Raw genomic sequence first — 25,074 nt, 5'->3', positions numbered from 1 at the left:
GGGCTTATCTGGAACACATCGTGCAATGCTTACGCGGGTCCGGGTCAGCAAGCAGATGCTTTATCGGATTAAGCCGTGACAGATCTATTTATTGAGCGCACGTTGTTCTTGATTCTATGTTTTTCGGCTGCATCTCCTGTGTTAGCGACGACCGATAAACATGACGCACCCGTTCGTCTCTCTGGAGATTTAGATCTCAGCTCTACTCAGCAGGCGACACTGGGTCGTGAGGCCATCCAGGGATCAGTCGACGCTGCTCGCAGGTTGGCCAGCTATCACTCAATTGTGAGGGGTGATCGTGCAGCTATGATCAAGTGGTACACCATTGGTGCCGAAAACGGTGATGCGGGCTGTGCCTATGGACTTTTTGGTTTACTTCACAACAGTGAGGATGAAGAAGAGCGTGGTCGTGCTCTATTTTGGCTGCATAAGGCTGCGGATGCCGGGCTTCAATACGCAAAAGACGAACTAAAGGCGATCGACAAGCAGCCGAAACGTCCATCGGAAGCTCAGCCGGAACATCCGTAGATTTCCAAGCGAGAATGTCGCTGATGCGCAGAAAAGCTAAATCGTGTCGAGCCGGACGGGAAAAATGCGGCGAAGGATCCGCGTCCTTTTGTCGACTCCCCGCAAATTAGTGCCACCCATAACCCAAGGTTGCCGGGTCGTGTTGTTGCCTGAACTCGGCGGGCGTCGGCCCGCTCAAGCTGTCGTGGGGGATTTCGCGGTTGTAGTCGGCTAGCCAGTGTTCCGCCTGTTCACGTACTTCGCTTAGGTTGCGAAAAACGTGCATGTCCAGGACGCCGCGACGGAAGCTGCCGTTGAAGCGTTCAATGAATCCGTTCTGCATGGGTCGGCCCGGCTCGATAAAGTCGAGCTTGATGCCCTTTCGCTCGGCCCACTCGGCAACGGCCAAAGCGACAAATTCCGGGCCGTTGTCCAGGCGAAGCTTCGCCGGATATCCGCGCCAGGCGGCTACGCGCTCCAGCGTGCGGATGACGCGGGAGGCCGGAAGGTTCAGATCGATCTCCACCGCCAATGCCTCTCGGGTGAAGTCGTCGATGACATTGAACGTGTCGCGACCCAGTGCTCGTGGGCGAGACCGGGAAACACCATCGTGAGCTTTGCGCGGTCCGTGTCCTGGAATGGCACGCGGTTGACGGGCGTCAGCAGCCTCTGCGAACGTCTCGGTGCATTTGAGGACAGCGAGAATTTCGGGGTGCGGGTCAGGCTTGGTCATGGCTTACGGTCGCAGACAGCGATTGCACAGGCAAGCCGAAGCGCTGTTGCGCTCCGGCTGAAGGCTTACTTCCGACGGTTTACGTGCGAAAAGTTGATGACGATGCCTGTAAATGCAGTCGACAGGCCGACGGCGAACACCGATATGCCCAGATACATGAATCCGCACATCGCGGTGACGAACGCGACGAATCCCATGGCTACTCCGATCATCGTGATGCGAAAACCGATGTATTGAGGGCCATGGAGGATGACTGCCCAATCAATGTTTTTCACCTTTGTCCTCATTTGCACGTTGGTTGGGGGTCTGGCTTGTTGTCCCTGGCGCAATAGTATTGCGTCCTGCACATCAGTGCTCCGCCCCAGACGCCACCTCCGATACCAGCAAATCCCTTCGCCATCGACATCGTCTGGCTGGACGGGTCGTACTGGACAGAGGCGCCCCCTACTGCACCGTCACCTGTGTCAAATCCAAATTGAGCGGTGTCGGTTTGCCCGCTGGTCAGTGCTCCCGTACCGATGGAAGCTGTTCCCCCAACCGCGCCGCCCGCGCCCACGGCCGTTCCTGCGGATCCGCACACAGTAGCGTAGAAGCAAATATTGGGTGTTGTGTCACCAGCAAAGCCAAACTCCGTCGATTCGACAAAATTTGCGGCTCCGCCCGTTTCACCTATGCCGAGTGAACCATTGGTGGGTGTGTTCGCTGGTGGGAGCCAGCCACACCATGACGGGTCGCGCATGCAGCCTGAGTCGTCACGCCCAAGCCGGTCGACCCGCGCGAGTGGCGAGGAGCGAACGTATCCATATGTAGAGGCGCCTCCCGCAAGTCCAATCGGATCACTCTGGGCGTACCGACCCGTGGCCGCTTCATAGTCCCGGTTGACGTTGTAGCTCAGGCCCGACTCGGCGTCGAAGTATTGTCCGGGGAATCGCAGGTTGAGTGCATAGCCGGACGATGACGTCGGCGCATTCTCACCGAACGGATTGCTGGCGTACGCCCACTGCCAAAGCACCGTACCCGTCGGATTGGTCACGGCGCGCGGCGAGCCCAGACCATCGGCATGGACAAAACTGACAGTGGGCGTTGTCCCCGTCCCGTCGACAATACCCACGAGCAGGTTGTCCATGAACACGTAATCGCGCGTGGCTGTCCCTGTGCTCTCAGACAGAAGCCGGCTGTTCTCGTCATAGTCGAACCGGGTGGCAACGGTGCCTGCGGTCTTCTGCACCCGCTGGCCAAAGGCGTTCAGCACATAGCTACCGACCGTCACCCCAGTGTTCTGGACCACGGTGAGGCGGTTTCGGCCGTTGTAGCCGTACCCATAGGCGCCAGACGCCAGGACATCGGCTGTCGTGTTGCCGCGTGCGTCGACTTGGCGCGTCGTCGTGCCGACACCCATGAGGTGGTGCGTTCCGGAAGCGTAGTTATACGTGCCCGTCAAAAGCCCCGGTGCGGCCTTGCTCAACCGATCCCCGGTCTTGTTGTACGTGTAAGCCTCGATGCTCGTGCCGGTGGCTGCCTTCACGCCGGTGAGGCGGTAAAGGGCGTCGTAGCCGTAGGTCTCCATCGGTGTGGGCACGCCGGCCGCGTTGCCGATGGCGACGATGTCGCCCATCACATCCCGCTTGACGTGCAAAGTAAACGCCGTGCTCGCAATGTCGGTCAGGGCTCCCGTGGCGTCATAAGTCAGCGTCACCGTCTGCCCGTCGCCAAGCTTGTAAGTGGCCACCGGACCGAAGGACTTGTAGGTGACCGCACTGGCTATGGTTGTCGCTGCGCCGCCCGGGGGCGTGGCTTTCACCGTGGTGATTTGGCCGAGGGTGTTGCGCGTGTAGGCAATCAGGGTGCCATTGGGTGTCGTCGTTGACTTGAGCCGATTGGCGAGCGTCCAAGTGTACGCAGTCGTACGGTTAACGATGCCGACCGTCTGTTGCTTTTTGATGACATTGCCACGGTTGTCGTAGCAGAAAACAATGCCACCGTTGCCTTCAATGACGCGGGTCAGTCGCCCCTTGCCGTGGCTGCCCGTGCAACCGGTGACAGAATCGGCCTCGTCGTACTTGTACTGTGCGTTTAAGGTGGTATCGGCATAGGTGGCGGTCAGCAGGCGGCTGTCAGCATCATAAGTGGACGCATGGCTGACGCTGGTCGCATCGGTCGAGCTGGCGATGTTGCCAGCGATATCGAACGTGCGGGCGGTCAGCCCGGTATCCGGGCTATGGAGGCCCTTGACGTTGCCAAGGGCGTCGATGTCGTAGGTGGTGTTCAAGCCATCGGGATCACTGAAGCCCGTGACCCGGTCGAGCGCATCGAATGTCTTCACCGACTGGCTGTTGGCGGTCGCCGTGTTGCCGCCTTGATAATCCCGGAGGATGCTCACCAGCCGGTCAAGGCCGTCGAAGACGTGCTTTTGCTGGACGCCGAGCCCGTCGGCGCTGTGAACCAGATTGCCATTGCCGTCATAGCTGTCGGCAGCCGATGCCGAAAACACGGTCCGTCCGAGGCCATCGGTAACGGTGGTGAGCTGGCCGAGGGCGTTGAACGACTGGGCAGTGGCGCGAACTACGGTGCCGGCTTCGGTAATGACCTGTTCTTTGGTTTTGTTTCCAGAAGCATCGAGCGTGTAGTGGTACCGGCGGTTGCCTGCGTCGGTGACGTCGGTCAGGCGATGGGCCGCATCATACGTGTAGGTGGTTACGACGCCATCCGGATCCGTCACCGAATGAACCGTGCCGTCGGGGTTGTAGGCAACCGTCGTGGTGGCGTCGCTGGTCGACGGCGTCCCAGCCGTGGAAGCGCGCACGGTTTTCGATGCCAGCCAGCCACGCGGGGTGTAACCCAGGTCTGTCAGGACCCCATCCGGCGCCTTCACCCGGGTCGGCCGACCCGCCTTGTCGTAGGCGACATAGGTGGTGACGAGACCGGCACCGTCGGTGACGGTCTTGACGTCGCCGAGATGGTGGCATGCACCGCCGGCCGTGGCACAGCCGGATTCGTCCGTGGTCGGGTAGTAGGCATAAGACACCGTGTCGGTCACGTCCGCGCGCGGTCCGTCGACTTTGAGCAGGAGGCCGAGGAGCGGGCAGGTGGTGCCGTTTACGCTCGTGCAGTAAGTCATCACGGAGCGGCGGACGCCGGCAGGGGCTGTGCCCGTTGCACCGCAGGTGTAAGACGGTGCTGCAACCGGGTCGATAAGACAGGCAGCGGTGGTTAAACCAGAGGTGTTATAGGCCCAGCCGGACTTGCTGACGACCTTGCCCGTGTTGTCTTCGACCGTAGTAAGCACCGGGACACGGAGAGCTGTGTTCCAGGTGGTGTCCGTGATTCGCTGGTCTGCGCTACCTTGCGCGTCGACTTCTTCCGTCAGCAATCCGTTGGCGTCATAGGTGACGGCACGGACACTGCCGTTGAAGTCGGTGTAGGTCGCAGGATATGAATTAGCGTCATAAGTCCGGGATGCATAAGGCTGTCCGCACTCACCACAGGGCTTGTCGAACGTCGCCACGCGGACGAGGCCTTGGACTGTGGTGTAGCCCTGGTGTGAGGTGCCGCCGAGAGGGTAGGTAACATCGGATGACCCGTCGGTATTATAGGCAATCGAAACCTTGCCTGCGCCACCACTGAACTGCGTCGAGGTCGCCCGGCCCGTTCCGTCAAATGCAGTGTCTTCGAAACGCACGCCATTCTCGTCAATGAGCCCGGTCATGGCGGCAGGCAGATCGGATCCACCTGTCAGGGTCGACTCGTTGTAGACATACTGGCGGGTCTTGCCGTCCGGGTACTGGACCGAGGTGAGGTTGCCGGTCGCGTCATAGCCGTAGATCAGCGTGCCACCATCGGGCAGGGTGACCTGATGAATGCGAGCATTGGCATCGTAGGTAAACGAGAGCAAGCGGCCGTCGGGTGCCGTCACGGTGAGTAGCAGGCCCGCCTTGGGCGCAATGGCGGGGTCCGTGAGCGTGCTGCTGTAAGCAAGTGTCGCGCTCTGCCCAGTAGCGTCAGAGATGGCTAGCAGCGTCCCATCCGCGCCATAGGTTTCCGTATGGCGGAGGGCAGCAATCCACAGGGTGTAGCCTGTCGGATTGCCGGACGTGTCATCGGCTTCGGTAAGGCGGTCAGGGTTGTCCGGCGTGGTGGTCCATACGCCGCCCGTCTTGTTGAACGATTCGCCCATACCCGACGGACGGTTGGCAGTTGCCAATGCGGTTCCGTCGCTTTTTGGGAATATGGAGAGCATCCGCTGGAATGAATGACTCCATTTTGTGCCCATAGCGCTTGAACGTGCCGAAGGATGACTGTTGTAAAAGCGGCGGAAGGTCAGCCATCGTTGCGCATTGAAGTCCGTTTCCTGGACGTACTTGTTGCCGGTCGCCGTGTTGATGGGGTCGCCGGCACTTGGCACAGAATCATCCTGAGCATCACCCTTATCGTCTTGGCATGTGGGCCCACTATCTCCGCCACTACCGCTATCGCCTCCATCACCATCATGGCCTTCTCCGCCGTCACAACCGGCACCTGTGCCGTTGTTCTTACCGGCGTCATAGGTGTATGGCGTACCTACAATCTCGTTACCGCCCCCACAGTCGCCGTGCCAGGAGATGACGCCAAACTGGCCTGTGTCTTCACCATCGCCGTTGGGGTCGAATTCGTAATTGCAGTGAAGACTTCCGTATGGTGCAACGCCCCAGCGGCGAGAGTAGTAATCCCAATCGTTGGCAATCTGCTCCTCGATGCTTTGGGTCGGCTCGTACACGTACCAGCCGTCTGTCCAGTACGGTGCCCCGTAGTAAGTGACCGACGACGTGTCGGCTGAGCGCAATGCCGACCGAGTGGCCCTCGGTAACGCCGCGTTTGCGATGGCGGTTGGTGCGCTAGCAGAAGTGGCTCGTGCTGGCCCATCGCTGGCGGTGGCCGACGAAAGCGAAGCGGCGGCAAGGCCAAAGACGACCAGAATGGTCCGAAGGTGTCGAAGCAACATGTCAGCGTCCAGGCACGAGTGGCGGGGCGGTGTTCTTCATTGCAGGTCGGCCCGGTTCCCCAATCGCCGGGCGCTCGCGGCGGATAGTAATCGGGTCATGTCGGGGTGTCTGTCAGGGAAAACTGACAAGAGAAAAATCCGTGAACCCGTTGGCATTGCGCAAGTAATTGCGTTTGGCGTCGACTGAGGTCGGTCTATTGGCTCTGAGGGGTATCTATAAGCTTGCGCACCTGGACAATGAAGGATCGGGACGCTTCGTTGCATTGGCATAGGCGCCGTACCTTATGGCATACGGACAACGCCGGTTTGATTTCGCACCTAGCGTGGATCAGGCGTTTGAAGCGGTGACGATGGAGGCCTCGCTCCGCGAATACGCGAAGTGCGTACCGGGCACGTCCGGCGCAAGTGGCGGAGGTAAGCGGCCGGGTGTCGTCCGTCTGGCGCGGATTAGGCGTTGGTGAGGTGGTAGTTGTGAGTCTCCGCCCAGCCTGGCTGGCGGACTGATTCGCAACAACCGTACCGTAGTAGTCAGCCCATCCGCATTGACTGCGCCGCCTGTTGTTGGCTCTGCTGCATATCGTTCTGCGTTTGAGCCTGCGCCTGCTGCTGACTGGCAACCAGCTCAGCTTGTGCAGCGTGCTGCGACCACGCCTGGCTACTTTGAGCTAGCGGCGTATTGAGCGCCTCAGTGGTTTGCATCTGCGCGATCTGCCGGTCAAGCCCATGAGAGCTCTGCAGGCTTCCCTGTACGGCAAAGGTCTTGCTGCCGTCGTCACTTAGCATGACGTGGTCCACCCGATCCAGGCCCTGGGCCTTGGCGTTCGCGGCAATGAAACCTGCAAAATCCATGTCCCGGTCTGATGCTGCTACACCATGCTTTGCGTTCAGCGACTCGACGCCGCTGTACGCCTGACGATACATGCCGTTGCCCGGATGGAGCGGATCATCCATGCCGCGGTTTTCCTCACTCAGTATCCGCTGAAGGGTACTCTGGTTCTTCGGCATAGGATTGCTGTGCTGGGAATTGAGTTCGCTGCCCGGCACGGGATCCTTGATGCTTTTTAGCCCATCCACGTTGTGGGATGGTCTCAGGGCATCCGGACCGTCCTTCTCCACCGGCTGCTTGTCCCTGCCGACCTCGGTACGCTTGATATTCGCGTGGTTCAGCGCCGACCAGGCGAAGTCGACGCAATTGTGTCGGGCATCCTTGTAGTAAGTATCGAAGCCGTTCTCCTTTGGACGATTGCCATAGTCGTTCAGCTTCTCGTATTGATCCTTCGATACCTCCATGGTTCTCGAATACAGCGGATCCTTGTAGTTGACTACGTCGTCCCGTACGACATGTCCTGGACCATCGATGGACCCGTGCTTGACGGGGGCGAAGCCGTAGCTCTGCGGAGTCTCCCCGTTTTTTTGCGTGGTGTAGTACATGTGCCCAGGCGTGGATGTGGCGCCTGGATCCTTCTCTTGCGTAAGAGGTGTTCCGGGGGCGGCTGCGTAAACCGTAACGGTGTACCTATCCTTGTCCATGTCCGCCCTCCGTTATTCGCCGGTGTTGTAATAGTTGTCTACACGTACGGTGGTGGCAACGCCCTTGAATGCGGGCATCGGCTCGATCGTCGATATCTCCGCGATGTAATGCCCATCGCGCCTGGCGTAGAAGCCGCAGATCGAGAGGTTCGATACGTCATCGAGTCCCGCATAAAGATGGAGACGGCACGCCGTCGGGTCCGCACGGGGGCGTGGCTTACCTGTGTTGCCGGCGATGATCGTCTCGGTGTCTTCGGTTTCGATCGGTATATGGGTGCCATGGTCGTCGTACACGATCCGGACACGGAGCAGTCGGGTGTGGAGTCGCACGTCTTCCACCGCCGGGAAGTCTGCTGCATGGGGTACATCCACCCCAACCATAAGGTGCCGCTTGGCATCCACACTGCCGCTGTGGACGTCGAAGGGGATGGTGATGCTGTTCCCTGCGGCATCGAGCGCGAAAGGGGCTGACACGGGAAATGTGCCCGGTGCGCTGCGAGATTCAGACATGGCGTAGGCTCCCGCTCCGATGGTCATGGCGCAGACGAATAGCAGGCCGATCGTGGCTCTGTTACGCATATCCGTCACCTCTCTCCTGTGGTTCTGAGCGGATAATCTCACACTCGGGCGCTGTGCGTGGTCGCAGGCATCCGTCGTCAATTCCAGAAGCTGATCGAGTCAGCAGGGCATCGACCATTTTCAGCTCTTGCGCGCCATAGAGCTGAACTTGCGCCACGGTCATGCCGCGGGCAAGTCAGCCACGCTTGATCCCGCCGCGCGTTTTCATCGGCAGCCAGGACCGACCGACTGAAGGGATGGCAACGACGCAAGAAGGTGTGGCCTTCGGCACCTTGCGGCATAGGCCTGATAAGGAGCATCTTCAGGTGCCGCGATGGGCGGCGTGTTTCGGGAACAGGTCATGGCCAAGAACGAAACCACGGGTAAGAAGGCTGGCACCGCCGCGAGCAAGACGCTGAAGAGTTCCGCAGCATCGAAGGATGCCAAGACCGCAGCAGCGTCAGCGATGACACAGCGACCAGATAAAAAGAAAAAATGACCGCAGGGGCTCGGGAAACCGGGCCCTTTTCAGTTTGGTCGAGTGAGCTGCCCGCAACCGAGGCAGCGACTCAAATGGCCGCCCCGCCCAACAGCCCGGCCGTCACGCATGGCACGCCCCGGCGGACATACATCATCGTTTCGTTCGTCATTGGTTTGTTCCTCCCTGACTTGGCATTGCACTGGCTGATCTCGAATCGTGAGACCTCCGTCCTGTGGCCGGATGCTAACCAGAGGAACTTTCAGAGTGCCGCAGGGCATCCACTACCAGCCGGAATGCCGGCGTCAACTGGCGCCGGCTGGGGTAATACAGGTGATAGCCTGAGAACGGCGGAAGCCACTCGGAGAGCACCGAAACCAACCGCCCTTGATCCAAAAGGGGTTGAACCATCGTGGCGGTGAGGTAGGCCAATCCGAAGCCACCCAGCGCGGCTTCCAGCATGGGATGGACGCTGTTGAAGGTGACCTGGCCGGCCACACGCACCTGGACGTCTCGGCCGCCCTCATCGAACTCCCAGGCATACAGCCCCCCGTGGGTGGGAAGGCGCAGGTTGATACACCGGTGCTGGGTCAGTTCGCTGGGCGCGTTGGGCATGCCGTACATCTCGATATAGCCGGGCGAGGCAACGACGGCCATGCGCATAGGCGGACCGATCGGGATCGCAATCATGTCCTTGGCCACCATTCCGCCCAAGCGCACGCCAGCGTCGTAACGTTCGGCCACGATGTCGGACAGGCCGTAATCGGTGATCAACTCCAAATGGATGTCGGGATGATCCCGGAGCAGGGCGCGAAGCCTTGGCCAGAGCAAGGTTTCCTGTGCATGCTCGTCGGCTGTGATCCGCACCGTCCCGGAAGGCCGTTCGCGCAGGTCGCTCAGGGCGGCAATCTGAGCCTGGATCTCATCGAGCATAGGCGCCAGCGACGTCAGGAGCCGCTCCCCGGCTTCGGTAGGAGTCACGGAGCGCGTAGTCCGAGCCAGGAGGCGTATGCCGAGGCGTTCCTCCAGACCCCGCAGGGTGTGGCTGAGGGCCGACGGCGTTACCCCTAACTTGGCGGCCGCACGGGTGAAACTTTGCTCGGTGCCCACCGCGACGAAAGCCGCCAGGTCGTTGAGGTTGGGAAGCGGCATAGCGCATGGCCCGATCAGGAATTGCTGAGCGTAGCTCAATATTCCATGAAGTAAAGTCAGGCTTATTCAAGGATGGGTGGCGGCCTATAGTCATGATTCAAACGCCAGAGCGCCCCCCAGCCATGCAGCAGATCATCCGAAACGGGTCCCAAGCCGCGGTCCAGGGCTCAGCCGATTTCTTCACCGGACAGGTTCGGATTGACGCCATCGCGCAAGTCCCGGAGCCGAGCCGTGCGAGCGTCGGCGTCGTGAACTTCGCCCCCGGCGCGCGGAGCAACTGGCATACCCACCCCTTGGGGCAGGCCCTGGTGGTCATCGCGGGACTGGGATGGACCCAGTGTGAGGGCGGACCGAAGAAGGAAATTCGCGCGGGAGACATCGTGGTATGCGGTTGTAACAAGCGCCACTGGCATGGAGCGACCGAGACAACGGCCATGACCCACCTCGCCATCACCGAGGCGCTGGATGGTTCCAACGTAACGTGGCTGGAGCCGGTCAGCGAGGCCGACTACACCGCGCCGGTCGAAGCCGACTGAGCCGCGCAGCCGCTCTCCTCCGATCTACCTACCTGAGGTTCGCAATGACTCCGAAAACACCCACGACCGCTGCGCGCACCGGATTCGGTGATGTCGCCCCCAAACTCGCGCAGGTGAGCGACGAGGTTCTTTTCGACGACGTGTGGGAGCGTCCCGAACTCTCCAAGCGAGATCGCAGCCTGATCACATGCGCTGCGCTGATCGTCACGGGTAAGTCCGAGCAACTCGGCTTTCATTTTCCTCGTGCGGTCGAGAACGGGGTGACCTCCGAGGAACTGGTGGAAGTGATTACGCACATGGCGTTTTACGGTGGCTGGCCCAATGCGATGTCGGCAATCGCCAAGGCTCGGGAGACCTTCCTAAAGGCACCTTGACATCGGTAAGGCTGTGGTTACCTTCCAAAAAAACCAATATCACATGGCTGTGGTGGGCAATCTGTTTCGACCTAAGGGTCAAGGGCCTGACGCTCATAGCGCCGCCATCATCGTCTGTCACCCCATGGGCGCGGTAAAGGAGCAAAGCGCGAACCGAGTGATTGCCAAGCCCCGGCCCTTTGATGCTGCTGGTAGCCGAGTAGCACCGGCTCGTATGGACGTAAAGATCCTGCGCGGCACGATCACTTGCTCGGCGATACAGCCGAAAAGCTCCGCAACACCAAATCGACCACCCCCTGCAACTGCTCGCGGCTAGCGCCGGCGGCAGCCTGTACAGCTATGCCATTCGACGTAGTCGTAACAAGCTTTGCCACCTGCTCAGGCAAAAGATCCGGCGGCAGATCGCCTTCATCCCTGGCTCGCTCGAAGCGAGCGCGCAGACGGACCTCGGCCGCGGCGAGGCGATCGATCAGGGACTGGCGAATCGGTAGCGCATCATCGCTGCATGCGAGTGCACCATTGATCACCATGCAGCCACGTGGCGTGGCTTCTCCCGTCAAGGTATGCGCATTACCGCGCAACAGATGCTCCACCACGCCGCGCGCCGTGGGTTCCTCGAGCGCGGCGTCAAGCAGGGGATCGTGGATGACGCCGTACCGTTCGAGCGCGAGCCGGAAAAGGTTTTCCTTGTTGCCGAACACGGCGTACATGCTGGGCCGGTTCATGCCCATGGCTTCGGTCAACTCGGGTAGCGAACTACCTTCGTAGCCCTTCTGCCAGAACACCTTCATGGCGTTATCGAGGGCGGTATCCGCATCGAAGGTTCGCGGCCGTCCCGTTTTTCGAGTGGGATCTTTCATACCGACCGATAAAAAATGATTGACAGGAGGGGTTGAGGTCTAGATTATTACCGATCAGTAAGAAATTCAACTTCCTAAGAATCCCATGAAAAATCATACCGATATGCCTCGTCCGGTGGGCGAGGCGCAGCCGTCCTCCGCTGTCCATCACTCCCCCTGGCCAGGCGTGATTTCGATCGCGATCGGCGCGTTTGCGCTAGTGACGACGGAATTCCTCCCTGTCGGCCTGCTACCGGCCATCGCCGCCGAACTGGGTGTGACGGAAGGCGTGGCCGGCATGATGGTCACCGGGCCGGGCCTGGTCGCGGCACTGGCGGCTGTCCTGGTGACCGTGGGCATCGGCAAGACCGACCGCCGCTACGTGCTGTGGGGTCTGACCGCCACGATGCTCGTGTCGAACCTGGTTGTAGCGCTTTCGCATTCGTTCCCATGGGTGCTCGCCGGCCGCGCGCTGCTCGGCATCGGTGTGGGTGGATTCTGGGCACTTGGACCGGCGCTGAGCACGCGACTCGCGCCGGGATCGGAGGCGAGGGCACTGTCGATCGTCTTCGCGGGTGTCTCCCTCGGAACGGTGGCAGGCGTTCCCGCGGGCGCGCTGCTTGGCGATCTCTTCGGGTGGCGTAGCGCCTTCCAGGCCGGCGGTGTGGTTGCCGTGCTGGTGCTGCTGACGCAAATGCGGTTGCTGCCCTCGCTACCGGCGAAGCAAAGCGTGACCTTCAACCATCTGCCTCAGCTACTGCGTGTGCCGAAAGCACGGCTGGGCATCTACATCACGGTGCTCGTCTTCACCGGCCAGTTCGCCGCGTACACGTACATCACGCCGTTCCTTGCCCAGGTAACCCTGCTCAACCCGAAGACCATCAGCACGCTGCTTCTGGTCTATGGCGCGGCTGGCCTGGCGGGCAACGTCATCGGCGGCAAGATCCTTTCCCGCAGCGTACGGGCTGGCCTGATCACCACCGGCGTTCTGCTGGGCGTGTCGATGCTGGGCCTGCCGTTACTGGGTTACGGCTTGCCTGGTGCGTCGCTGTCGATCGCGGTGTGGGGCGTGGCCTTCGGCATGATGCCGATGTCGGTACAGACCTGGATCTTCCAGGCGGCGCCGGATGCCATGGAAAGCGGTGGCGCCGTGTTTGTCTCGACCGTGCAGATTGCACTGGCCAGCGGCGCGCTCATCGGCGGCGTGGCCGTCGATCACCTGGGCGTGTCGAGCGCCATGGTGGTTGGCGGCATACTGGCGCTGCTCATGGCCGCGACAGCGGCACGCTGGGCGCATGACGGTACCCAGCCTGTGGGCAAGCTGCAGGCGATGCATTGACCGAACCGCGTCTACGCTTGCGTGCAACCCGCTCAAGTTACGCATCAGTGCATCGATTTCGTCCGGTGACGGGCGTAGAGTCAAATGCCAGGCGGACCGCCTGCATGGAAGGCGTCACTACGAAAACCATGCAATACAGTTATCCAGAGGAGGGGGCGGCTGGTCGCCCCCTCCTTTTTTTTCTGAAAGCACGCGTGGCGCGCGCACTGAGCCTCGCTTCAGAATTGGGCCGACACCGTCAGCACGGCGGTGCGAGGGGCGCCGATGTAATAGTAGCCGGGCGTGGAGTCGTCGCCGAGCGTTGCCAGGTAACGCTTGTCGGTGAAGTTGGTGACGGCGAGGCTGAAGTCCATCGATTTCAGCCAGGAGCCCAAGGCGTACTTTCCGGCAAGATCCCAGTGGTAGCCGACGTTTGCATCGAAGACGGTGTAGGGATTCATCTTCTCGCTGTTATCCAGGGTGCCGTACCGATCACCTACGTACTTGGCGGAAAGTCCGGCGTGAAAGTTATCGTTGTGATAAGTCAGGCCCACGCCGAGCATGCGTCCCGGCTGGCCCGTGACCTTGTTGCCCTTTTCTGTGCCGTTGATACTTTGCAGGTAGGTGGAATGGTTGAGCGTCGCCGACACGTAAAGATCGAGCGCCTTGGGGACGATGCTCCAGTTGAGCAGTCCTTCAATGCCCTTGGATTCGATGCCGCCGACGTTGATGTAGGTCCCCTCGGTGCCCACGGTGTAATTGATGCGGGTGTACTCGGACTCAGGCGTGATCTCGTTGATCTGATTGGCGAAGCGGACGTGGTAGAGGGCGATGCTGGCCTGCAACCTATCGGTCTGGTAGCGATAACCGAGGTCGATGTTTGACGACGTCTCCGGCTTCACTGAGCGGATGTCGGTGCCGTCGTCGGCCGCCTGTACGACGCTGTCCGAGGGAGGTGCGTAGTTCTTGGTATAGCTGGCATAGACCTGCGAATGCGGATCGATGTGCCAGACGGCGCCGGCCGACGGCAGGATGTCGGAATTGAAATCCTTCTCGGCAAAACGGTTGCCAGCGATGAGGTCGTCGCCGGAGATGTTCACGAGGTACTTGCTCACGCCGAGGGACACGTCGATCGGACCCAGGGTCAGGTTGTCTTGAAGAAAGAGCTTGCGCGTATCCGTCTTCAGTTTGTCGTCGAACTGCAGGAAATAGGGCTTTCCCGCGTAACGCCATGAGGCCGCCGTATCGAGCACGGCGTACCACTTGCGTCCGGCCTGGCGGTCCTGGTCTTCCAGCCAGGTACCGGCATACAGATGGTTGCCGCCGATATCCCAATGGCCGTTCAGCAGGAACCCGTATCGGTTGTTCTTGTAGGTGCTCGCACGGAAGCTGTTGATCGGGTTTGAACCGGCGGGATAGCAACTGGCGTCGTAGGGATTGGCGCAACCTTTGGGCTGGGCCAGGGCGGTGCCATCCGGGGAACGATAATACGCGTCCACGAAGTCGGCGCCCTCGGCGGGATACCGATTTACCAGCCCGCCGTCCGCATCGCTCGCATAGAGCTGATAGGGAGGCATCCATCCGCCGTAGCCTTCCTGAAAATGGTAGTACGGATAGAAGCTGACATCTGCATCGTCATTGACCTGGTAGTCGAACTTGACGCCCGCTAGCCCATTCTTGCGCTTGGTGTTCCATGCATTGACGTATTGCTGATCGGTGTTGGGGTCTCCCGTCCAGCGGGTCGTCAAGAAGTCGTAATTCGGATCGTCGTTAAACTGCGCCTTGGTGACGCTGTTGTAGTTGTTTTCGTAACTGTTGTCCCACGACACACGCGAAGTGATCGTCAGGCGATCGGTGGCGTATGTGACCAGCTTGGCGTCCACGTGGTCGCGGCTGGTATGCCCATTGTCCGCCTGGCCATGCCCGATCCAGCGGTTGTTATGCGTGTTGGAGTAGCTGATGTAGCCATAGGTACTGCCGCCGAACAGAGCGCCCGTGTCATAGCGCGCGAACGTGCGCTTCGCATTCCACTGACCGATCGACTCATCGACCCGTACGCCGGCTACCTTGGCGGGGTCGTTGGACACGTAACTCAGGGTGCCTCCCAGCGCCTGCAGGGACGGCGAGCCGATGTCGGCCGTGCCTTGCGACACGCTTGCCGCGCCCAGATTCTCGCTGTCCAGGAAGCGGTTCGGCTTCGAGCCACCGCCATAGCCGGCGGATCCGTTCGGCAGGCCGTCGATGGTGAAGCCCAACTGGTCCTGGGTAAAACCGCGCAACGTGATGCCCGTGGAGTAGTCGTCGCTGTCGAACACGCCGCCCTGGGTAATGTTTACGCCAGGTGCCATGTTGACCGCGTCGGTGACGCTGCTGAGCGGTGGCTCGAACTTCAGGACATCCTTCGGGATCTGGGTGTTGGTGAAACCTACGGCCTTGCCCGTGACCTGGACGGCGTCCAACTGGCTGGCCTTCGGTCCTTCGTGGTCGTTCGCCGGCTTCGGCGGGGCGGCATCGCCGTGATCTTCCTGCGACACCTGCGGTGTGACGTCGCTGCTCGACGGCTCGGTAGCCATGGCGAGCGTCGGCGTGGTCGTGGCGAGCAAAAGGAGACCGATGTGTCCTCGATGGATGAATTTCATGCGTGAGGCCTTTGGTATGTCTAAACGACCGGTGCGATCGGCCTGAAACAAGTGATGGACGGGCGGCGGCCGCTCGGACGAGGGGCCGCGGCGCGAACTATGACGGCCCGATGTGTCAATTCGTGGACATTGGGCAAGTTGGGTAGTCAAGCGGGGCCGCGGCGTCATGGGCATGCGCATGGCGTGGACTTAACCCGTGAAAAGTGCCTTGCGGATCTGTCGTGCTCCAGGCCAGCGGACACATCCGTCCGCCATGCGGCCGGCTCGGTCCACACCGGGCGGTCAAGAGGTGTTCGGAACGTCGGGTCTTCCGACAGATCGATGCGGCACGAGCCGCGTTCGACGAGCGTGTCGCCGAAGAGGTCCTATCAAGGGAGCAGGCAGACGCGGCCGCGGCCATCGAACGTGAGGCGAGGGCGGAAGAGGGTGACTTCGCTTTTGACCGTTATGCGGAAGCGAATGCGCACGGCCAGCGCATCGGACCGAGGACATCCACGAGACCCCGACCGGCATCCTCACCCAACTCGCAGTGGATGTCGTGGGCATCGAGGGACCCGTGCACACCGATGAGATCATTTCTCGCATCCGCGACGCATGGGGTGCCAAGCGCGCTGGCAGCCGCATTCAGGAAGCGGTGGAAAAAAATATTGATGTGGCGGTACGCCAGAACTACGTGATGCAGGATGGTGTGTGGCTCACCATGCCCGGTGTACCGATGGACGACGGCACCGACTGTTTTTCAGTGGCCTGGATTCCTTATATCCGCATGTAGCTGAGCCTCAATGGCGTCCTTGTCAATGACGGACCAGACCTCACGGATCCTTCCGTTCTCGAAGGCGTAGATGACGTTCTCCGCGAAGGCGACGCGCTTCCCATGGATGGGTAGGCCAAGAAAGTCGCCGACGGGCGTGCAGTTAAATGCCAGTCGGGCTGCCAGCATGGGAGGCTCGGCGACGCGCAATTCGGACACGAATTGCAGGTCGGGAATGTCCCTGAAATTCTCCTCCAGCATCCGTCTATAGCCAGCCAATCCCAAGGGTCGGCCGTTGTGAACGACGTCAGGGGCCACGAATTGAGCGAGGTTGTCCCAATCCTGCGTATTGAGGCAAGCGAGGTAGTCGGTATATAGCTCGGAAAGCGGGGCAGTCATGACCAAATCCTTCGATGATTCGCATGCTGCAGACGGTATCATTGGCCGGATACCCCTGCTGTGAACCGGGCTGCTTCCGTCTTCGTGGCAACAAGCCGCGTTGGTTTTCTCCAGGTCCTCGGGACACTGACGTTTATCGATCGATCACTTGCTTACGGACGTCGCGTTGGCCGGTGTCGTAGCGTCGGCCGTCGAAGGGAGAGAGGCCTAAGCGTGGCCGGGCCGCGCCGTGATGCCCACAGCCGGGGCCCAGCTGTAGTCATGGATGTGCTCAATGACAATATCCTTAAAACCGCACGATGCCAGTTCATCTACCCAGGCGCCGACTGTTTGCTCCCAGTTCGACTGTGTGGTGGCACTGAGTTGACCCAAGAGCATGGGGCCGAGAAAACCGGCGGCAACAAGGTTGGCGTCTTCTCCGCATTCCTGGGCGGCCTGTTCGTAGCGGTGCGCCAGTGATCGGTAGAGTTCTTCACTCCGTGCCTCATGCACGGGAAGATCGAACTCGACAACCACCAACACGCCAACGTGGGTCGCCAGACGCCGCAGCGCGTCTTTGCGGACGTCCGGGGAAACCGACTGCAGGGCAAACGTGGACTGCGCCATGTCCCACCGGTCATCGTCTGACAGGTCTTCCGCGAATGCTTCAAAGCCCATCGCATGATTCCCGTGCAGCTCAACGCGTTTGGAAAGACTGCGAAGTAGCTCGGCATTGGGTTCTACGACATCAATGACTTTCGGTGCGTTGGTCGTCTGTGCGAGGGCAGGGATGAGTGCCAACCCGTCGCCGACCCCGATATCCAGGAGCGAGACGGGGCCGTGGCGATCGTAGGCCCGGGCGAGGAAGCAACTCACAGCTTTGTACAGCGCAACATTGCCGCCGCTTCGAATGAATGCTTCAAATGCTTTGGCGTGGTCGTAGGCGCCGGTAGACGTGTCCGAACCTACGAGAGCCAGCAGGGCACGGGCCATGTGCAGCCCGTGCGCGTCTTTGAGCAATGTGGAAGCTTCGGTGCGGCGACCAAGAGCAAGTGCATGGAGCGCCGCCCCCAAGGTTTCTTCGCTTGACATGTCTGGGTGGCCTTCTGCGTTGACAGGCGAGCCATCTTCACTGGCTAAGTACCGTATATCAAGCCGCCTGCGATTGAATCGCATCTATCGTCGGATCCTTTTCTTCAAAGACATTTAGTCGATTAGACTCCGCAGCTCCAGAGCTGGCGTGCCCACACCTATCGCATGATCGCTCACCGTCACGAAGAATCATGCGGTGAGGCTGGTCGTGTCGCAAAGACCTGCGCATTGACGGATGACCATATCAGGCTGTCAAGATATGCTCAGAAACTGGGTTAGGGTGTTGTGTTAGGTGCTATCCGTTCCGACGCCAATCGGCTGCTAATGAAACCAGTCCACGGCTCACGCGTGATGCGGTGGACCGGCGGTTTATGAAGCTTTGGCACCCATGCTCCGAACATGCCGCCAGGGATTCCAGCGTACAGTGCTACACGCGGGGATGATCCATGCAGGAGCGTGAAACACTCGAGTCGACAACGTTGACGGATAGGATTGATGCGACGAGCCGGCTGCTATGTATTTCGTATGTATTTCGCGACCGCTGTGGTGGCCAAGGTAGCGCTAACGAATTGCCATCAATAACGATGACTTGCTACCACTGTTTCGAAGATTTCGGCGATCTTCTCGATGTCGGTCTAGTGGACGAGGCCACGTCATCATGAATAAAAGGGAAGGCGACATGGTATTAAGAATCACAGGTGCCGTAGTACTGGTCGTCGGCTTCGTCTTTTTTGCCGGCGCCACCTATGGCCTGCACGGCATGGAGAGTGTAAGTCGAACCGCGGCACAGTTCGTACCGGCTGCGGACAGCGGCGCGGTTACGTCGGAGGGTTGGAGGACGCACATGGGGATTTACTGGGGGACGTGGATGTTTGCTGCTGCGTTAGCTGCCCTGGGCGGGCTGCTCTTATTGACGAAACGAGTTGCCGGCTTGTCTTTTTGCATGATGGCGGCAGGCATCATTTTGCTCTATCCCCTGATGGTTGTTGTCTTCCCCGGCCGGGTTTACTCATTCGAATATCTTAATGGCGCAACCGGCCTTACTGCACTCCTGTTCTTGTGTCTTCTCATAACCCTGCGGATCCACCTGTTTCGATCCAGGATGCGTTAACGGGCTGTCCGACTAAGGAATGCAAGCCTTCATTCGACGGGAAGCATTAGATGAAGATACGGGCTGAGACAAGGAGGTTTTTCGTTTGACAGCACCGCAGGGGGAGACGACGATGGCCCAGGCGGCCATCGAATGTCTGGTCGGGCGTCGAGGGTGCCGAAGAATTGCCCCTCCCCATCACTCCTGCACAAACGTCGTAACACTCTGCGGTTCGACATAAAACGAAGCCTGCCCGCCACTTAGAGCGTACTTGCCACCATACCCCACGTTGACGCTCGACGACGTCGAATACTTGACGAAATCACCATTCCTGTCGTCTTTAACGTCGACCTTCAACTGGCGCTGATGCGTTCCCGTGTTTACCGCGATCAACACGATCTTCCCATCCGCCGACTTGTAAGCGCTGGTAACGATGTCGGCATAGGGTTGAGCGGTAGCACCAATGCGTACGGCACCGGGACGAACGAAGCGAGCGTACTGGGCCATCACATAGCCGCGCTTGCTGACCATGCCATTCTCACCAATCAAACCGTAGCTTCTCCGTATGTACCACCAGATATAACCGCTGTAATTGGACAGCATGCTTTCGTGTAACTCGGTGGCTACATCCAGCGCATCCGGCCAGGCGTTACCGTCGATATTGTCGACGTAATGCTCGGTCATCCAGAGCTGTTTTCCCTTGCTTCGCGCAAGCGGATACTCCTTCGGATGCGTCCCATACAAATGCCCGCCAATGATGGAAACATAGCGACCCGCCGTCGCGCTGTTGAGCAGCGGGTCGGTGATCGTGGTGTTGAAACCCAACGATTCACCAGCCACCAGCTTCAGGTTGCTGAAGTTGGAACCCTGATCATTGAGGAAGTTGACGAAGTCATCGCCGTTCCAGTCGGCTGATTCATAATCGGGATGCCAGTCCGGCTCGTTCTGCAGGGAGATGGCGTAAAGCGGTGCTCCCTGGGTGGACATGTAGTTCGAAAAATCCAACAAGTGCTTGGTATAAGCCGCGTAGTACTGCTTCAGCAGCTTGCCCCCGTTCCCGAGACTGTTGTTCGACTTCATATAAGCCGGTGGGGACCAGGGCGTCGCCAGAAGCTTCGCGCCAAGCGCGTGAGCGCGCACGGCGGACGGCACCTGCTGGTTCCAGTCAGCGTTGGATGGGGCGATACGCATGCGCATGATCGACAGCCCGATCTGGCCAGCACCGCTGCCGTAAGCCAGGTCGACCTGCGCCGGACTGAGATCCGATATCCATCCCGCCCCGTTCATGCCGCCGAACCCGTCGATGGTCTGGTAGGTCTGGCTCGGTTCGATGGTGACGTTCTGGGCCCGGACGGGTGCGATGGAAAGCATGGCAGCGGCTATGGCCGCTAGCGTACCCGCCAGTTTGGGTAGCGTCATATTCATCTCCGTTGGCGTGTTGCACGCTTAAAAATAGGGTTCCGCGTGAAGCTACACGGTCGCCATGACGTGTACAACCGCGTTTCTCGCATTGTGCGACGCGTGACTCAGATGGATCGTGTACTTGCAAACGTTGTTGGCCGTGCACAAGCGTCAACGCGTGATTTCGCAATATTTCGCTACCTCACGCCTTGCGTGAGGTAGCACGGCGGTAGTTTGGCTATGCTCCGGCCACGTAGAAGCAGCTGAAAGGATGCTTTGGACTGCGCATTCAAGAACAGTCCGTCGAGACGCTTCCACGTGGGCACCTTTCCATGAAGCGATCACGTATGTATCCGCTCGACTTCGAATCGTTACCTGGACAAGAAGCGCATGTGCTGGCTTCGCTGTGTGGGTTCGGCGAGTCGTCGGACATCGGCGTCGCTGATAAGGTCTTCGAAAGCTTATCGAGAAAGGGGCTGGTTGCCGGCTATGGCTATGGTGTATGGATACCTACGCAGCTCGGCAGAACAATCGTTCAACAAGCGAAGGCACATCACGGTACGGGCAATTGGCCTGATTTCTTGCGATTCATGTCGGGTGGGCTTCAATCCGGAGGCCTTCAACGGGACCAGGACGCAAAGGATAGTGAGGCCCACACCCCGGCGCGTGATCTTGACGAGTGTCAAGATCGAATTCAAACCAACCGCCTTCGTAACTTCATGTCCATTCTCAATGAGCTGGGCGATAGAGATCTTCAGCTGCTTTTCCAAAAGCCAGGATTCTTGAGCCTGCCGCGAGAAGCCGTCATCAACGCGTTGGCTGGGGGTGGTCTATCGGACGCCCAGGCTCGCGAAATTGAGTGGGCTGCCAACCGTCCTCGTGGATGGCTGGACGGCGACCATGTCCTGGCTCCATGGATGGCAAGGGACGAATAGGCAATATCGGTTCTACCGCCAGGGCCACGTCCCGGCCTCACCTTGAAAGTATGTATGGAAAGACTCGATAACCTGATCGGTTCCGTCGAGCCCATCCCCTGCCTGTGGTGCCACCGACCCACGGCGCCCACGTTCCCTGGCGTCAGTACCGCCAAAAATTGAAAGATTGAATATCGCCGAGGGGCGAGTAAAGAATCGTTGCGAAACGGCCATGGAAGAAACGAGGGGGACGAGTGCATGGAGCCGTATCGAATTCTTGCCAGGCCAAACCCTACCGTGCTGGAAGTGAGCTGGAGTGACCGGAACCTTGGGGTCGCTGTCCTCCGGTATGCACAGGCCTTCGCACTGGTAGAGACGCCGGAAGTCGAGCGTCTAGGTGTCGGGACCCTGGTGAGCGCAACGCTCGCCGCTCGCGGGCGAATGGTCGCGATGGTTCTGCCTGCCTCACGGCCGATTCGGGTGACGGTCGAGGCCGTCGGCATGACCCGAGCGGAGGCTGACGAACTTATCCGTATCTTGCAATGCTGTGGCCAATCGCTGCAGTGCGCCAATCGTAAGAGCTGACAGGCGGAAGAACAGCCTGATGGGCGTGAAGCACCTACAAACAACGCTGCCCCGCGCCCGGAGGGCACAGAAATCGCTATACCGTCCGGAAAACAAGGCACTGAGTGCGAGTTTTCGGCAAATTCGCCTGGCAACCGGCTTGTCACAGCAGGAATTCGGTAGCCTGCTCGGGCGCAATCAATCCTTCGTTTCGGCGGTCGAGACCGGTGCGATCCGATTGGACGCCTTGCAGATTCGTGACTGGTGCGATGCCGCTGACGTCAGCATGTCTGCATGGCTGCAATTGTTTGAGACCTTGCTTTTTCGACAGGCCGGAGACGAGTGATCAATGGAGTGAAGGCATCTGCCTCCCGATGAAAAGACAACGCCCGCATGTGCGGGCGTTGCTCCAAGCAGTCCCTATCGAGGGGGCGTCTTAGTTCGCAAACCCCGGATCAAAGATAGGCAAGCTATCCCGTTCCGTAAGCACTACCGGTTTCTGGAAGTTGTAACTCGCGTGCAACGTCAGGTCAGCCGACGAAGCCCCGACGGTGATGTCGTAACGCCCCGCATCCACCCTCCACCGCGCATTCCGGCTCACGTAATACGCAAAGGCACGCTGCGGAAGATGAACCACGTAATGCTGCGTGGCACCCGCCTTGATCACCTTCTTGTCGAAACCCTTCAGTTCGCGCACCGGCCGATCCACGGAAGGATTCGTGGCGCCTACGTACACCTGCGCAGCCTCGGCGCCGTCCACCTTGCCGGTGTTCGTTACATCGAAGGCCACATCGACGGAAGGCTGCCCGTCGACGTAACCGTCGGAAACGGTCAGGTTGCCGTACTTGAAGGTGGTATACGACAGGCCGAAGCCGAACGGATACGACGGTTCGACACCGATCCGGTCGTAGCCGCGGTAGCCGAAGTAGGGGCCTTCGTCATACCCGAGTTCATAGGTGACCGCCACCTCGTGGTGGTTGATGGGCATGGGAAAGTTCTCGGCGGCGATGTTGTCGGCCACGTCCTTGTCGATCGTCAAGGGCAGCTTGCCGGACGGATTGATGGTGCCCAGCAGGATATCGGCGAGCGCCGTGCCGCCGTTCTGGCCCGGATACCACGCAAAGAGCAGGGAGGCCACCTTCGACTTGAACGGCCGGAGGTCCACGGCGGAGCTGGAATAGATGACCGCGGTGGTTTTCGCGTTCACGTCGGCGACGTTGGCGATGAGATCGCCCTGGAAGTCCGGCAGGGCGAACTCATGGTCGATACCTTCGCCCTCATACTCGCTGCCAAGACCTGCCGACACGATGACGGCGTCGTAATCCTTCAGCGAAGCATCGGGGGTCAACGACGCAAACGAGAAGTGCGCGCCCTTGATGCCGCCCAGGAACGAGACCCAGGTCGGCTCATTGGTGTATGTGACGGTGATGTCGTAGCGCTGGCCGGCTTCCAGTCGCACCTTGGCCGAGGCGGGTACCGGGAAGCCGATGGCGCCCGAGCCCGTGGCCAGCGTGCTGTTGGTGCGCACCACCAGCTTGCCGTCGATCACCACCTGCATCTGGCCATTGCCATGGACCTTGAACACGTAGTCGCCGGTGACCTTCGGCGTCAGGTGGTTTGTCCATACCGCCGAGCCGCAGCTGCCGGTGCCCGTGGCACACGCCGGTTCGTCGCTTGCCGCCCAGTCGAAGTCGATATGGCTATCCGTGCGCATGACTTCGGGGCTGCCCTGCCAGTTGGGCGTGGCGAAGTAATAACTCTGCCACGGCTCGTCCAGTGCGGCGGTCGCCGGATCAAGGGAGTTCGTCGTGATGTAATCGATCTTCGTGCCCGCGGGAAGCGCCGCCTTGAGACCGGCCAGCTCGGACACGTAATGCGCATACGGCGCCCAGCCGCTGCCGACGGGGCGGGCCGGAGGGCCATCGACAAAGCTGCCGAGCACGGCGACGGATCGAACGGTGGTGCCAAGGGGCAAGTTCCCCTGCCTGTTCTTCAGGAGCACCATGCCGTCTGCCGCCGCCTGCGTGGCAAGCGCTTCGCCCTCCGGGCGGGGTGCCACGGTGCGTGTGGCGGGCGAGCCGACGTTCGGGCCCATCTTGTAATAGAGCAGCTGGCGGATGACCTCGGTCACGCGCTGGTCGAGGTCCGCTTCCGTAAGGGTGCCGGCGTCGATCGCGGCACGGATGGCGCTCTCCGTGTAGGCGGCGCCACCTGACGAGTCGATGGCGATGCCCGCCTTCATGGCCTTGCCCACGTCGTGGATGGCGCCCCAGTCGGACTGCAGGAAGCCGTCGAAGCCCCATTTACCGACGATGAGGTCGTGATCGATGGCGCCGTTTTCGCAGCTGTAGATGCCGTTGACCGACGTGAAGCCGCACATGATGGCGCTGGGTCGCGCAAGCTTGACCACGGCTTCGAACGGCAACAGGTACATCTCGTGCAACGTACGCTCGTCGATCGTCTCGTTGATATTGGTGCGGTTGGATTCCTGGTCGTTGGCGACGATGTGTTTCAGTTCCGCCATGACGCCCGCCGATTGCTGGCCTTGTACGTAGGACGTGCCCAGCACCGCGCCCAGGATCGGGTCTTCGCCGCTGAGGTATTCGGCCTCGCGCCCACCGTAGGGCGTGCGATACATGTTGAGCCCCGGGCCGTTGACCAGCTGGACGCCGCCCATCTTCGCGTCGAGCGCGAGCTGCCGTCCGCGTTCGGCCGCCATGGAGGGATCCCAGGTCGCGGCGAGCGAGGCGGCCGACGGGTACACGATGGAGGGTGTCGCTGTCGCGGCGACGGCGTCGGTACCTTCCGCCGTCGTAAGGGCCGGGAGGTTGAATTGGGGTTGGGCGCCGAAATGGTCGCTGCCGAGGTAGGCCACTTTCTGGGCAAAGCTGAGGTTTGCCACCATGCGGCGGGCGAGCTGGTTGGCCTGCTGCTCTTCCGCGTCCGTCATGCGGTAGATGGACGTGCCTTCCGGTGCCTGCCAGGGGTCTTGCGGCACCTTCGCCTGCCTGGTGGCCTTGGCGAACGGATGCGTTGACGATGCGTGGGTCTTGAACGCCATCCGGCCCTGGAGGAGGGCGGCATCCTGGGCGGAAGCGCTCGTGCAGGTCAGGAGCACGGCGAGGGCGAGCGCGCTGAGCGGCAGGCGGCACGAGTGGGCGCGTGCCACAGGGGAGGGGATTAAACGCATGGGGATTCTCGTTGGATGGGTCTGGCTTGGGCTGGCATGGCTTGCATCGCAT

20 protein-coding genes and 1 pseudogene are annotated in these 25,074 nt (G+C 60.4%); 9 read left to right on the top strand and 12 right to left on the bottom strand.

Annotated elements, in window-relative coordinates:
- The first annotated feature begins 75 nt into the window (after positions 1-75).
- Positions 76-528 carry an SEL1-like repeat protein gene (locus tag ACVKN3_RS07515; protein ID WP_354516653.1) on the top strand — a complete coding sequence of 151 codons (453 nt, stop codon included), beginning with the start codon at positions 76-78 and terminating at the stop codon, positions 526-528.
- Positions 529-634: 106 nt separating this feature from the next.
- Here ACVKN3_RS07515 and ACVKN3_RS07510 read toward each other — a convergent pair.
- From ACVKN3_RS07510 to ACVKN3_RS07490, 5 genes and pseudogenes are all read right to left on the bottom strand, one after another.
- A pseudogene (locus ACVKN3_RS07510) lies at positions 635-1,075 on the bottom strand (integrase core domain-containing protein); the annotation flags it as partial.
- Between the two features lie 230 nt (positions 1,076-1,305).
- Positions 1,306-1,515 (bottom strand): hypothetical protein, encoded by a 210-nt coding sequence (locus ACVKN3_RS07505; RefSeq protein WP_354516655.1) that lies wholly within the window; start codon positions 1,513-1,515, stop codon positions 1,306-1,308.
- 8 nt (positions 1,516-1,523) lie between these two features.
- Complete coding sequence (locus ACVKN3_RS07500; RefSeq protein ID WP_354516657.1) at positions 1,524-5,993, bottom strand: RHS repeat-associated core domain-containing protein; 4,470 nt, start codon at positions 5,991-5,993, stop codon at positions 1,524-1,526.
- A gap of 753 nt (positions 5,994-6,746) precedes the next feature.
- Positions 6,747-7,649, bottom strand: a complete 903-nt coding sequence (locus ACVKN3_RS07495) for an XVIPCD domain-containing protein (RefSeq protein ID WP_354516659.1) — start codon at positions 7,647-7,649, stop codon at positions 6,747-6,749.
- A 111-nt stretch (positions 7,650-7,760) separates the two neighbouring features.
- A complete protein-coding gene (locus tag ACVKN3_RS07490) occupies positions 7,761-8,327 on the bottom strand; it encodes a hypothetical protein (RefSeq protein WP_354516661.1) in 567 nt (188 codons plus the stop codon).
- A gap of 340 nt (positions 8,328-8,667) precedes the next feature.
- Here ACVKN3_RS07490 and ACVKN3_RS07485 point away from each other — a divergent pair, with 340 nt between their 5' ends.
- Entirely contained in the window at positions 8,668-8,805 is a 138-nt protein-coding gene (locus ACVKN3_RS07485; RefSeq protein WP_354516663.1) for a hypothetical protein, read from the top strand.
- Positions 8,806-9,030: 225 nt separating this feature from the next.
- On the opposite strand, the gene ACVKN3_RS07480 is transcribed toward ACVKN3_RS07485, so the two are convergent.
- Positions 9,031-9,936 (bottom strand): LysR family transcriptional regulator, encoded by a 906-nt coding sequence (locus ACVKN3_RS07480; protein ID WP_354516665.1) that lies wholly within the window; start codon positions 9,934-9,936, stop codon positions 9,031-9,033.
- A gap of 122 nt (positions 9,937-10,058) precedes the next feature.
- On the opposite strand from ACVKN3_RS07480, the gene ACVKN3_RS07475 reads away from it, so the two are divergent.
- Positions 10,059-10,472, top strand: coding sequence for a (R)-mandelonitrile lyase (locus ACVKN3_RS07475; RefSeq protein ID WP_354516667.1), 414 nt, complete (start codon positions 10,059-10,061; stop codon positions 10,470-10,472).
- A gap of 44 nt (positions 10,473-10,516) precedes the next feature.
- On the top strand, positions 10,517-10,846 hold the full coding sequence (locus tag ACVKN3_RS07470) for a carboxymuconolactone decarboxylase family protein (RefSeq protein ID WP_354516669.1): 330 nt from the start codon (positions 10,517-10,519) through the stop codon (positions 10,844-10,846).
- 242 nt (positions 10,847-11,088) lie between these two features.
- Here the strand turns inward: ACVKN3_RS07470 and ACVKN3_RS07465 are convergent, their stop codons facing one another.
- Positions 11,089-11,637, bottom strand: coding sequence for a TetR/AcrR family transcriptional regulator (locus ACVKN3_RS07465; protein WP_354516671.1), 549 nt, complete (start codon positions 11,635-11,637; stop codon positions 11,089-11,091).
- Between the two features lie 154 nt (positions 11,638-11,791).
- Here ACVKN3_RS07465 and ACVKN3_RS07460 point away from each other — a divergent pair, with 154 nt between their 5' ends.
- Positions 11,792-13,024 (top strand): MFS transporter, encoded by a 1,233-nt coding sequence (locus ACVKN3_RS07460; RefSeq protein ID WP_354516673.1) that lies wholly within the window; start codon positions 11,792-11,794, stop codon positions 13,022-13,024.
- Positions 13,025-13,242: 218 nt separating this feature from the next.
- Here ACVKN3_RS07460 and ACVKN3_RS07455 read toward each other — a convergent pair whose 3' ends face one another.
- On the bottom strand, positions 13,243-15,822 hold the full coding sequence (locus ACVKN3_RS07455) for a TonB-dependent receptor (RefSeq protein ID WP_354516675.1): 2,580 nt from the start codon (positions 15,820-15,822) through the stop codon (positions 13,243-13,245).
- Between the two features lie 310 nt (positions 15,823-16,132).
- Here ACVKN3_RS07455 and ACVKN3_RS07450 point away from each other — a divergent pair, with 310 nt between their 5' ends.
- On the top strand, positions 16,133-16,414 hold the full coding sequence (locus ACVKN3_RS07450; RefSeq protein ID WP_354516712.1) for a DUF3320 domain-containing protein: 282 nt from the start codon (positions 16,133-16,135) through the stop codon (positions 16,412-16,414).
- Here the strand turns inward: ACVKN3_RS07450 and ACVKN3_RS07445 are convergent.
- Together ACVKN3_RS07445 and ACVKN3_RS07440 are read right to left on the bottom strand one after the other, a co-directional pair.
- Positions 16,382-16,792 carry an ester cyclase gene (locus ACVKN3_RS07445; protein ID WP_354516677.1) on the bottom strand — a complete coding sequence of 137 codons (411 nt, stop codon included), beginning with the start codon at positions 16,790-16,792 and terminating at the stop codon, positions 16,382-16,384. The genes ACVKN3_RS07450 and ACVKN3_RS07445 overlap by 33 nt on opposite strands.
- 207 nt (positions 16,793-16,999) lie before the next feature.
- Positions 17,000-17,863 (bottom strand): class I SAM-dependent methyltransferase, encoded by an 864-nt coding sequence (locus ACVKN3_RS07440; protein WP_354516679.1) that lies wholly within the window; start codon positions 17,861-17,863, stop codon positions 17,000-17,002.
- Positions 17,864-18,521: 658 nt separating this feature from the next.
- Between ACVKN3_RS07440 and ACVKN3_RS07435 the strand changes: the two genes are divergently transcribed.
- Positions 18,522-18,974, top strand: a complete 453-nt coding sequence (locus tag ACVKN3_RS07435; RefSeq protein WP_354516681.1) for a hypothetical protein — start codon at positions 18,522-18,524, stop codon at positions 18,972-18,974.
- A gap of 177 nt (positions 18,975-19,151) precedes the next feature.
- On the opposite strand, the gene ACVKN3_RS07430 is transcribed toward ACVKN3_RS07435, so the two are convergent.
- Positions 19,152-20,378 (bottom strand): glycoside hydrolase family 30 beta sandwich domain-containing protein, encoded by a 1,227-nt coding sequence (locus ACVKN3_RS07430; protein ID WP_456991486.1) that lies wholly within the window; start codon positions 20,376-20,378, stop codon positions 19,152-19,154.
- A gap of 323 nt (positions 20,379-20,701) precedes the next feature.
- On the opposite strand from ACVKN3_RS07430, the gene ACVKN3_RS07425 reads away from it, so the two are divergent.
- Positions 20,702-21,289 carry a hypothetical protein gene (locus tag ACVKN3_RS07425; RefSeq protein WP_354516683.1) on the top strand — a complete coding sequence of 196 codons (588 nt, stop codon included), beginning with the start codon at positions 20,702-20,704 and terminating at the stop codon, positions 21,287-21,289.
- 583 nt (positions 21,290-21,872) lie between these two features.
- Positions 21,873-22,178: a helix-turn-helix domain-containing protein gene (locus tag ACVKN3_RS07420; RefSeq protein WP_354516685.1), complete on the top strand. Its 306-nt coding sequence runs from the start codon at positions 21,873-21,875 to the stop codon at positions 22,176-22,178.
- Between the two features lie 90 nt (positions 22,179-22,268).
- Here ACVKN3_RS07420 and ACVKN3_RS07415 read toward each other — a convergent pair whose 3' ends face one another.
- On the bottom strand, positions 22,269-25,022 hold the full coding sequence (locus tag ACVKN3_RS07415; protein WP_354516687.1) for a glycoside hydrolase family 3 C-terminal domain-containing protein: 2,754 nt from the start codon (positions 25,020-25,022) through the stop codon (positions 22,269-22,271).
- Between the last annotated feature and the right edge of the window lie 52 nt (positions 25,023-25,074).

It is taken from the genome of Luteibacter sp. PvP120, from assembly GCF_054055715.1.
The sequence above is the reverse complement of the archived record's forward strand: the minus strand, read 5'-3'. Positions and strand labels throughout refer to the sequence as shown.

Bases quoted from the DNA above. Each gene is read 5' to 3' on its own strand.
- ACVKN3_RS07495 (WP_354516659.1), bottom strand. From the start codon at position 7,649: ATGTACTACACCACGCAAAAAAACGGGGAGACTCCGCAGAGCTACGGC.
- ACVKN3_RS07490 (WP_354516661.1), bottom strand. From the start codon at position 8,327: ATGCGTAACAGAGCCACGATCGGCCTGCTATTCGTCTGCGCCATGACC.
- ACVKN3_RS07485 (WP_354516663.1), top strand. From the start codon at position 8,668: ATGGCCAAGAACGAAACCACGGGTAAGAAGGCTGGCACCGCCGCGAGC.
- ACVKN3_RS07480 (WP_354516665.1), bottom strand. From the start codon at position 9,936: ATGCCGCTTCCCAACCTCAACGACCTGGCGGCTTTCGTCGCGGTGGGC.
- ACVKN3_RS07475 (WP_354516667.1), top strand. From the start codon at position 10,059: ATGCAGCAGATCATCCGAAACGGGTCCCAAGCCGCGGTCCAGGGCTCA.
- ACVKN3_RS07470 (WP_354516669.1), top strand. From the start codon at position 10,517: ATGACTCCGAAAACACCCACGACCGCTGCGCGCACCGGATTCGGTGAT.
- ACVKN3_RS07465 (WP_354516671.1), bottom strand. From the start codon at position 11,637: ATGAAGGTGTTCTGGCAGAAGGGCTACGAAGGTAGTTCGCTACCCGAG.
- ACVKN3_RS07460 (WP_354516673.1), top strand. From the start codon at position 11,792: ATGAAAAATCATACCGATATGCCTCGTCCGGTGGGCGAGGCGCAGCCG.
- ACVKN3_RS07455 (WP_354516675.1), bottom strand. From the start codon at position 15,822: ATGCGCATGCCCATGACGCCGCGGCCCCGCTTGACTACCCAACTTGCC.
- ACVKN3_RS07445 (WP_354516677.1), bottom strand. From the start codon at position 16,792: ATGACTGCCCCGCTTTCCGAGCTATATACCGACTACCTCGCTTGCCTC.
- ACVKN3_RS07440 (WP_354516679.1), bottom strand. From the start codon at position 17,863: ATGTCAAGCGAAGAAACCTTGGGGGCGGCGCTCCATGCACTTGCTCTT.
- ACVKN3_RS07435 (WP_354516681.1), top strand. From the start codon at position 18,522: ATGAATAAAAGGGAAGGCGACATGGTATTAAGAATCACAGGTGCCGTA.
- ACVKN3_RS07430 (WP_456991486.1), bottom strand. From the start codon at position 20,378: ATGAATATGACGCTACCCAAACTGGCGGGTACGCTAGCGGCCATAGCC.
- ACVKN3_RS07425 (WP_354516683.1), top strand. From the start codon at position 20,702: ATGTATCCGCTCGACTTCGAATCGTTACCTGGACAAGAAGCGCATGTG.
- ACVKN3_RS07420 (WP_354516685.1), top strand. From the start codon at position 21,873: ATGGGCGTGAAGCACCTACAAACAACGCTGCCCCGCGCCCGGAGGGCA.
- ACVKN3_RS07415 (WP_354516687.1), bottom strand. From the start codon at position 25,022: ATGCGTTTAATCCCCTCCCCTGTGGCACGCGCCCACTCGTGCCGCCTG.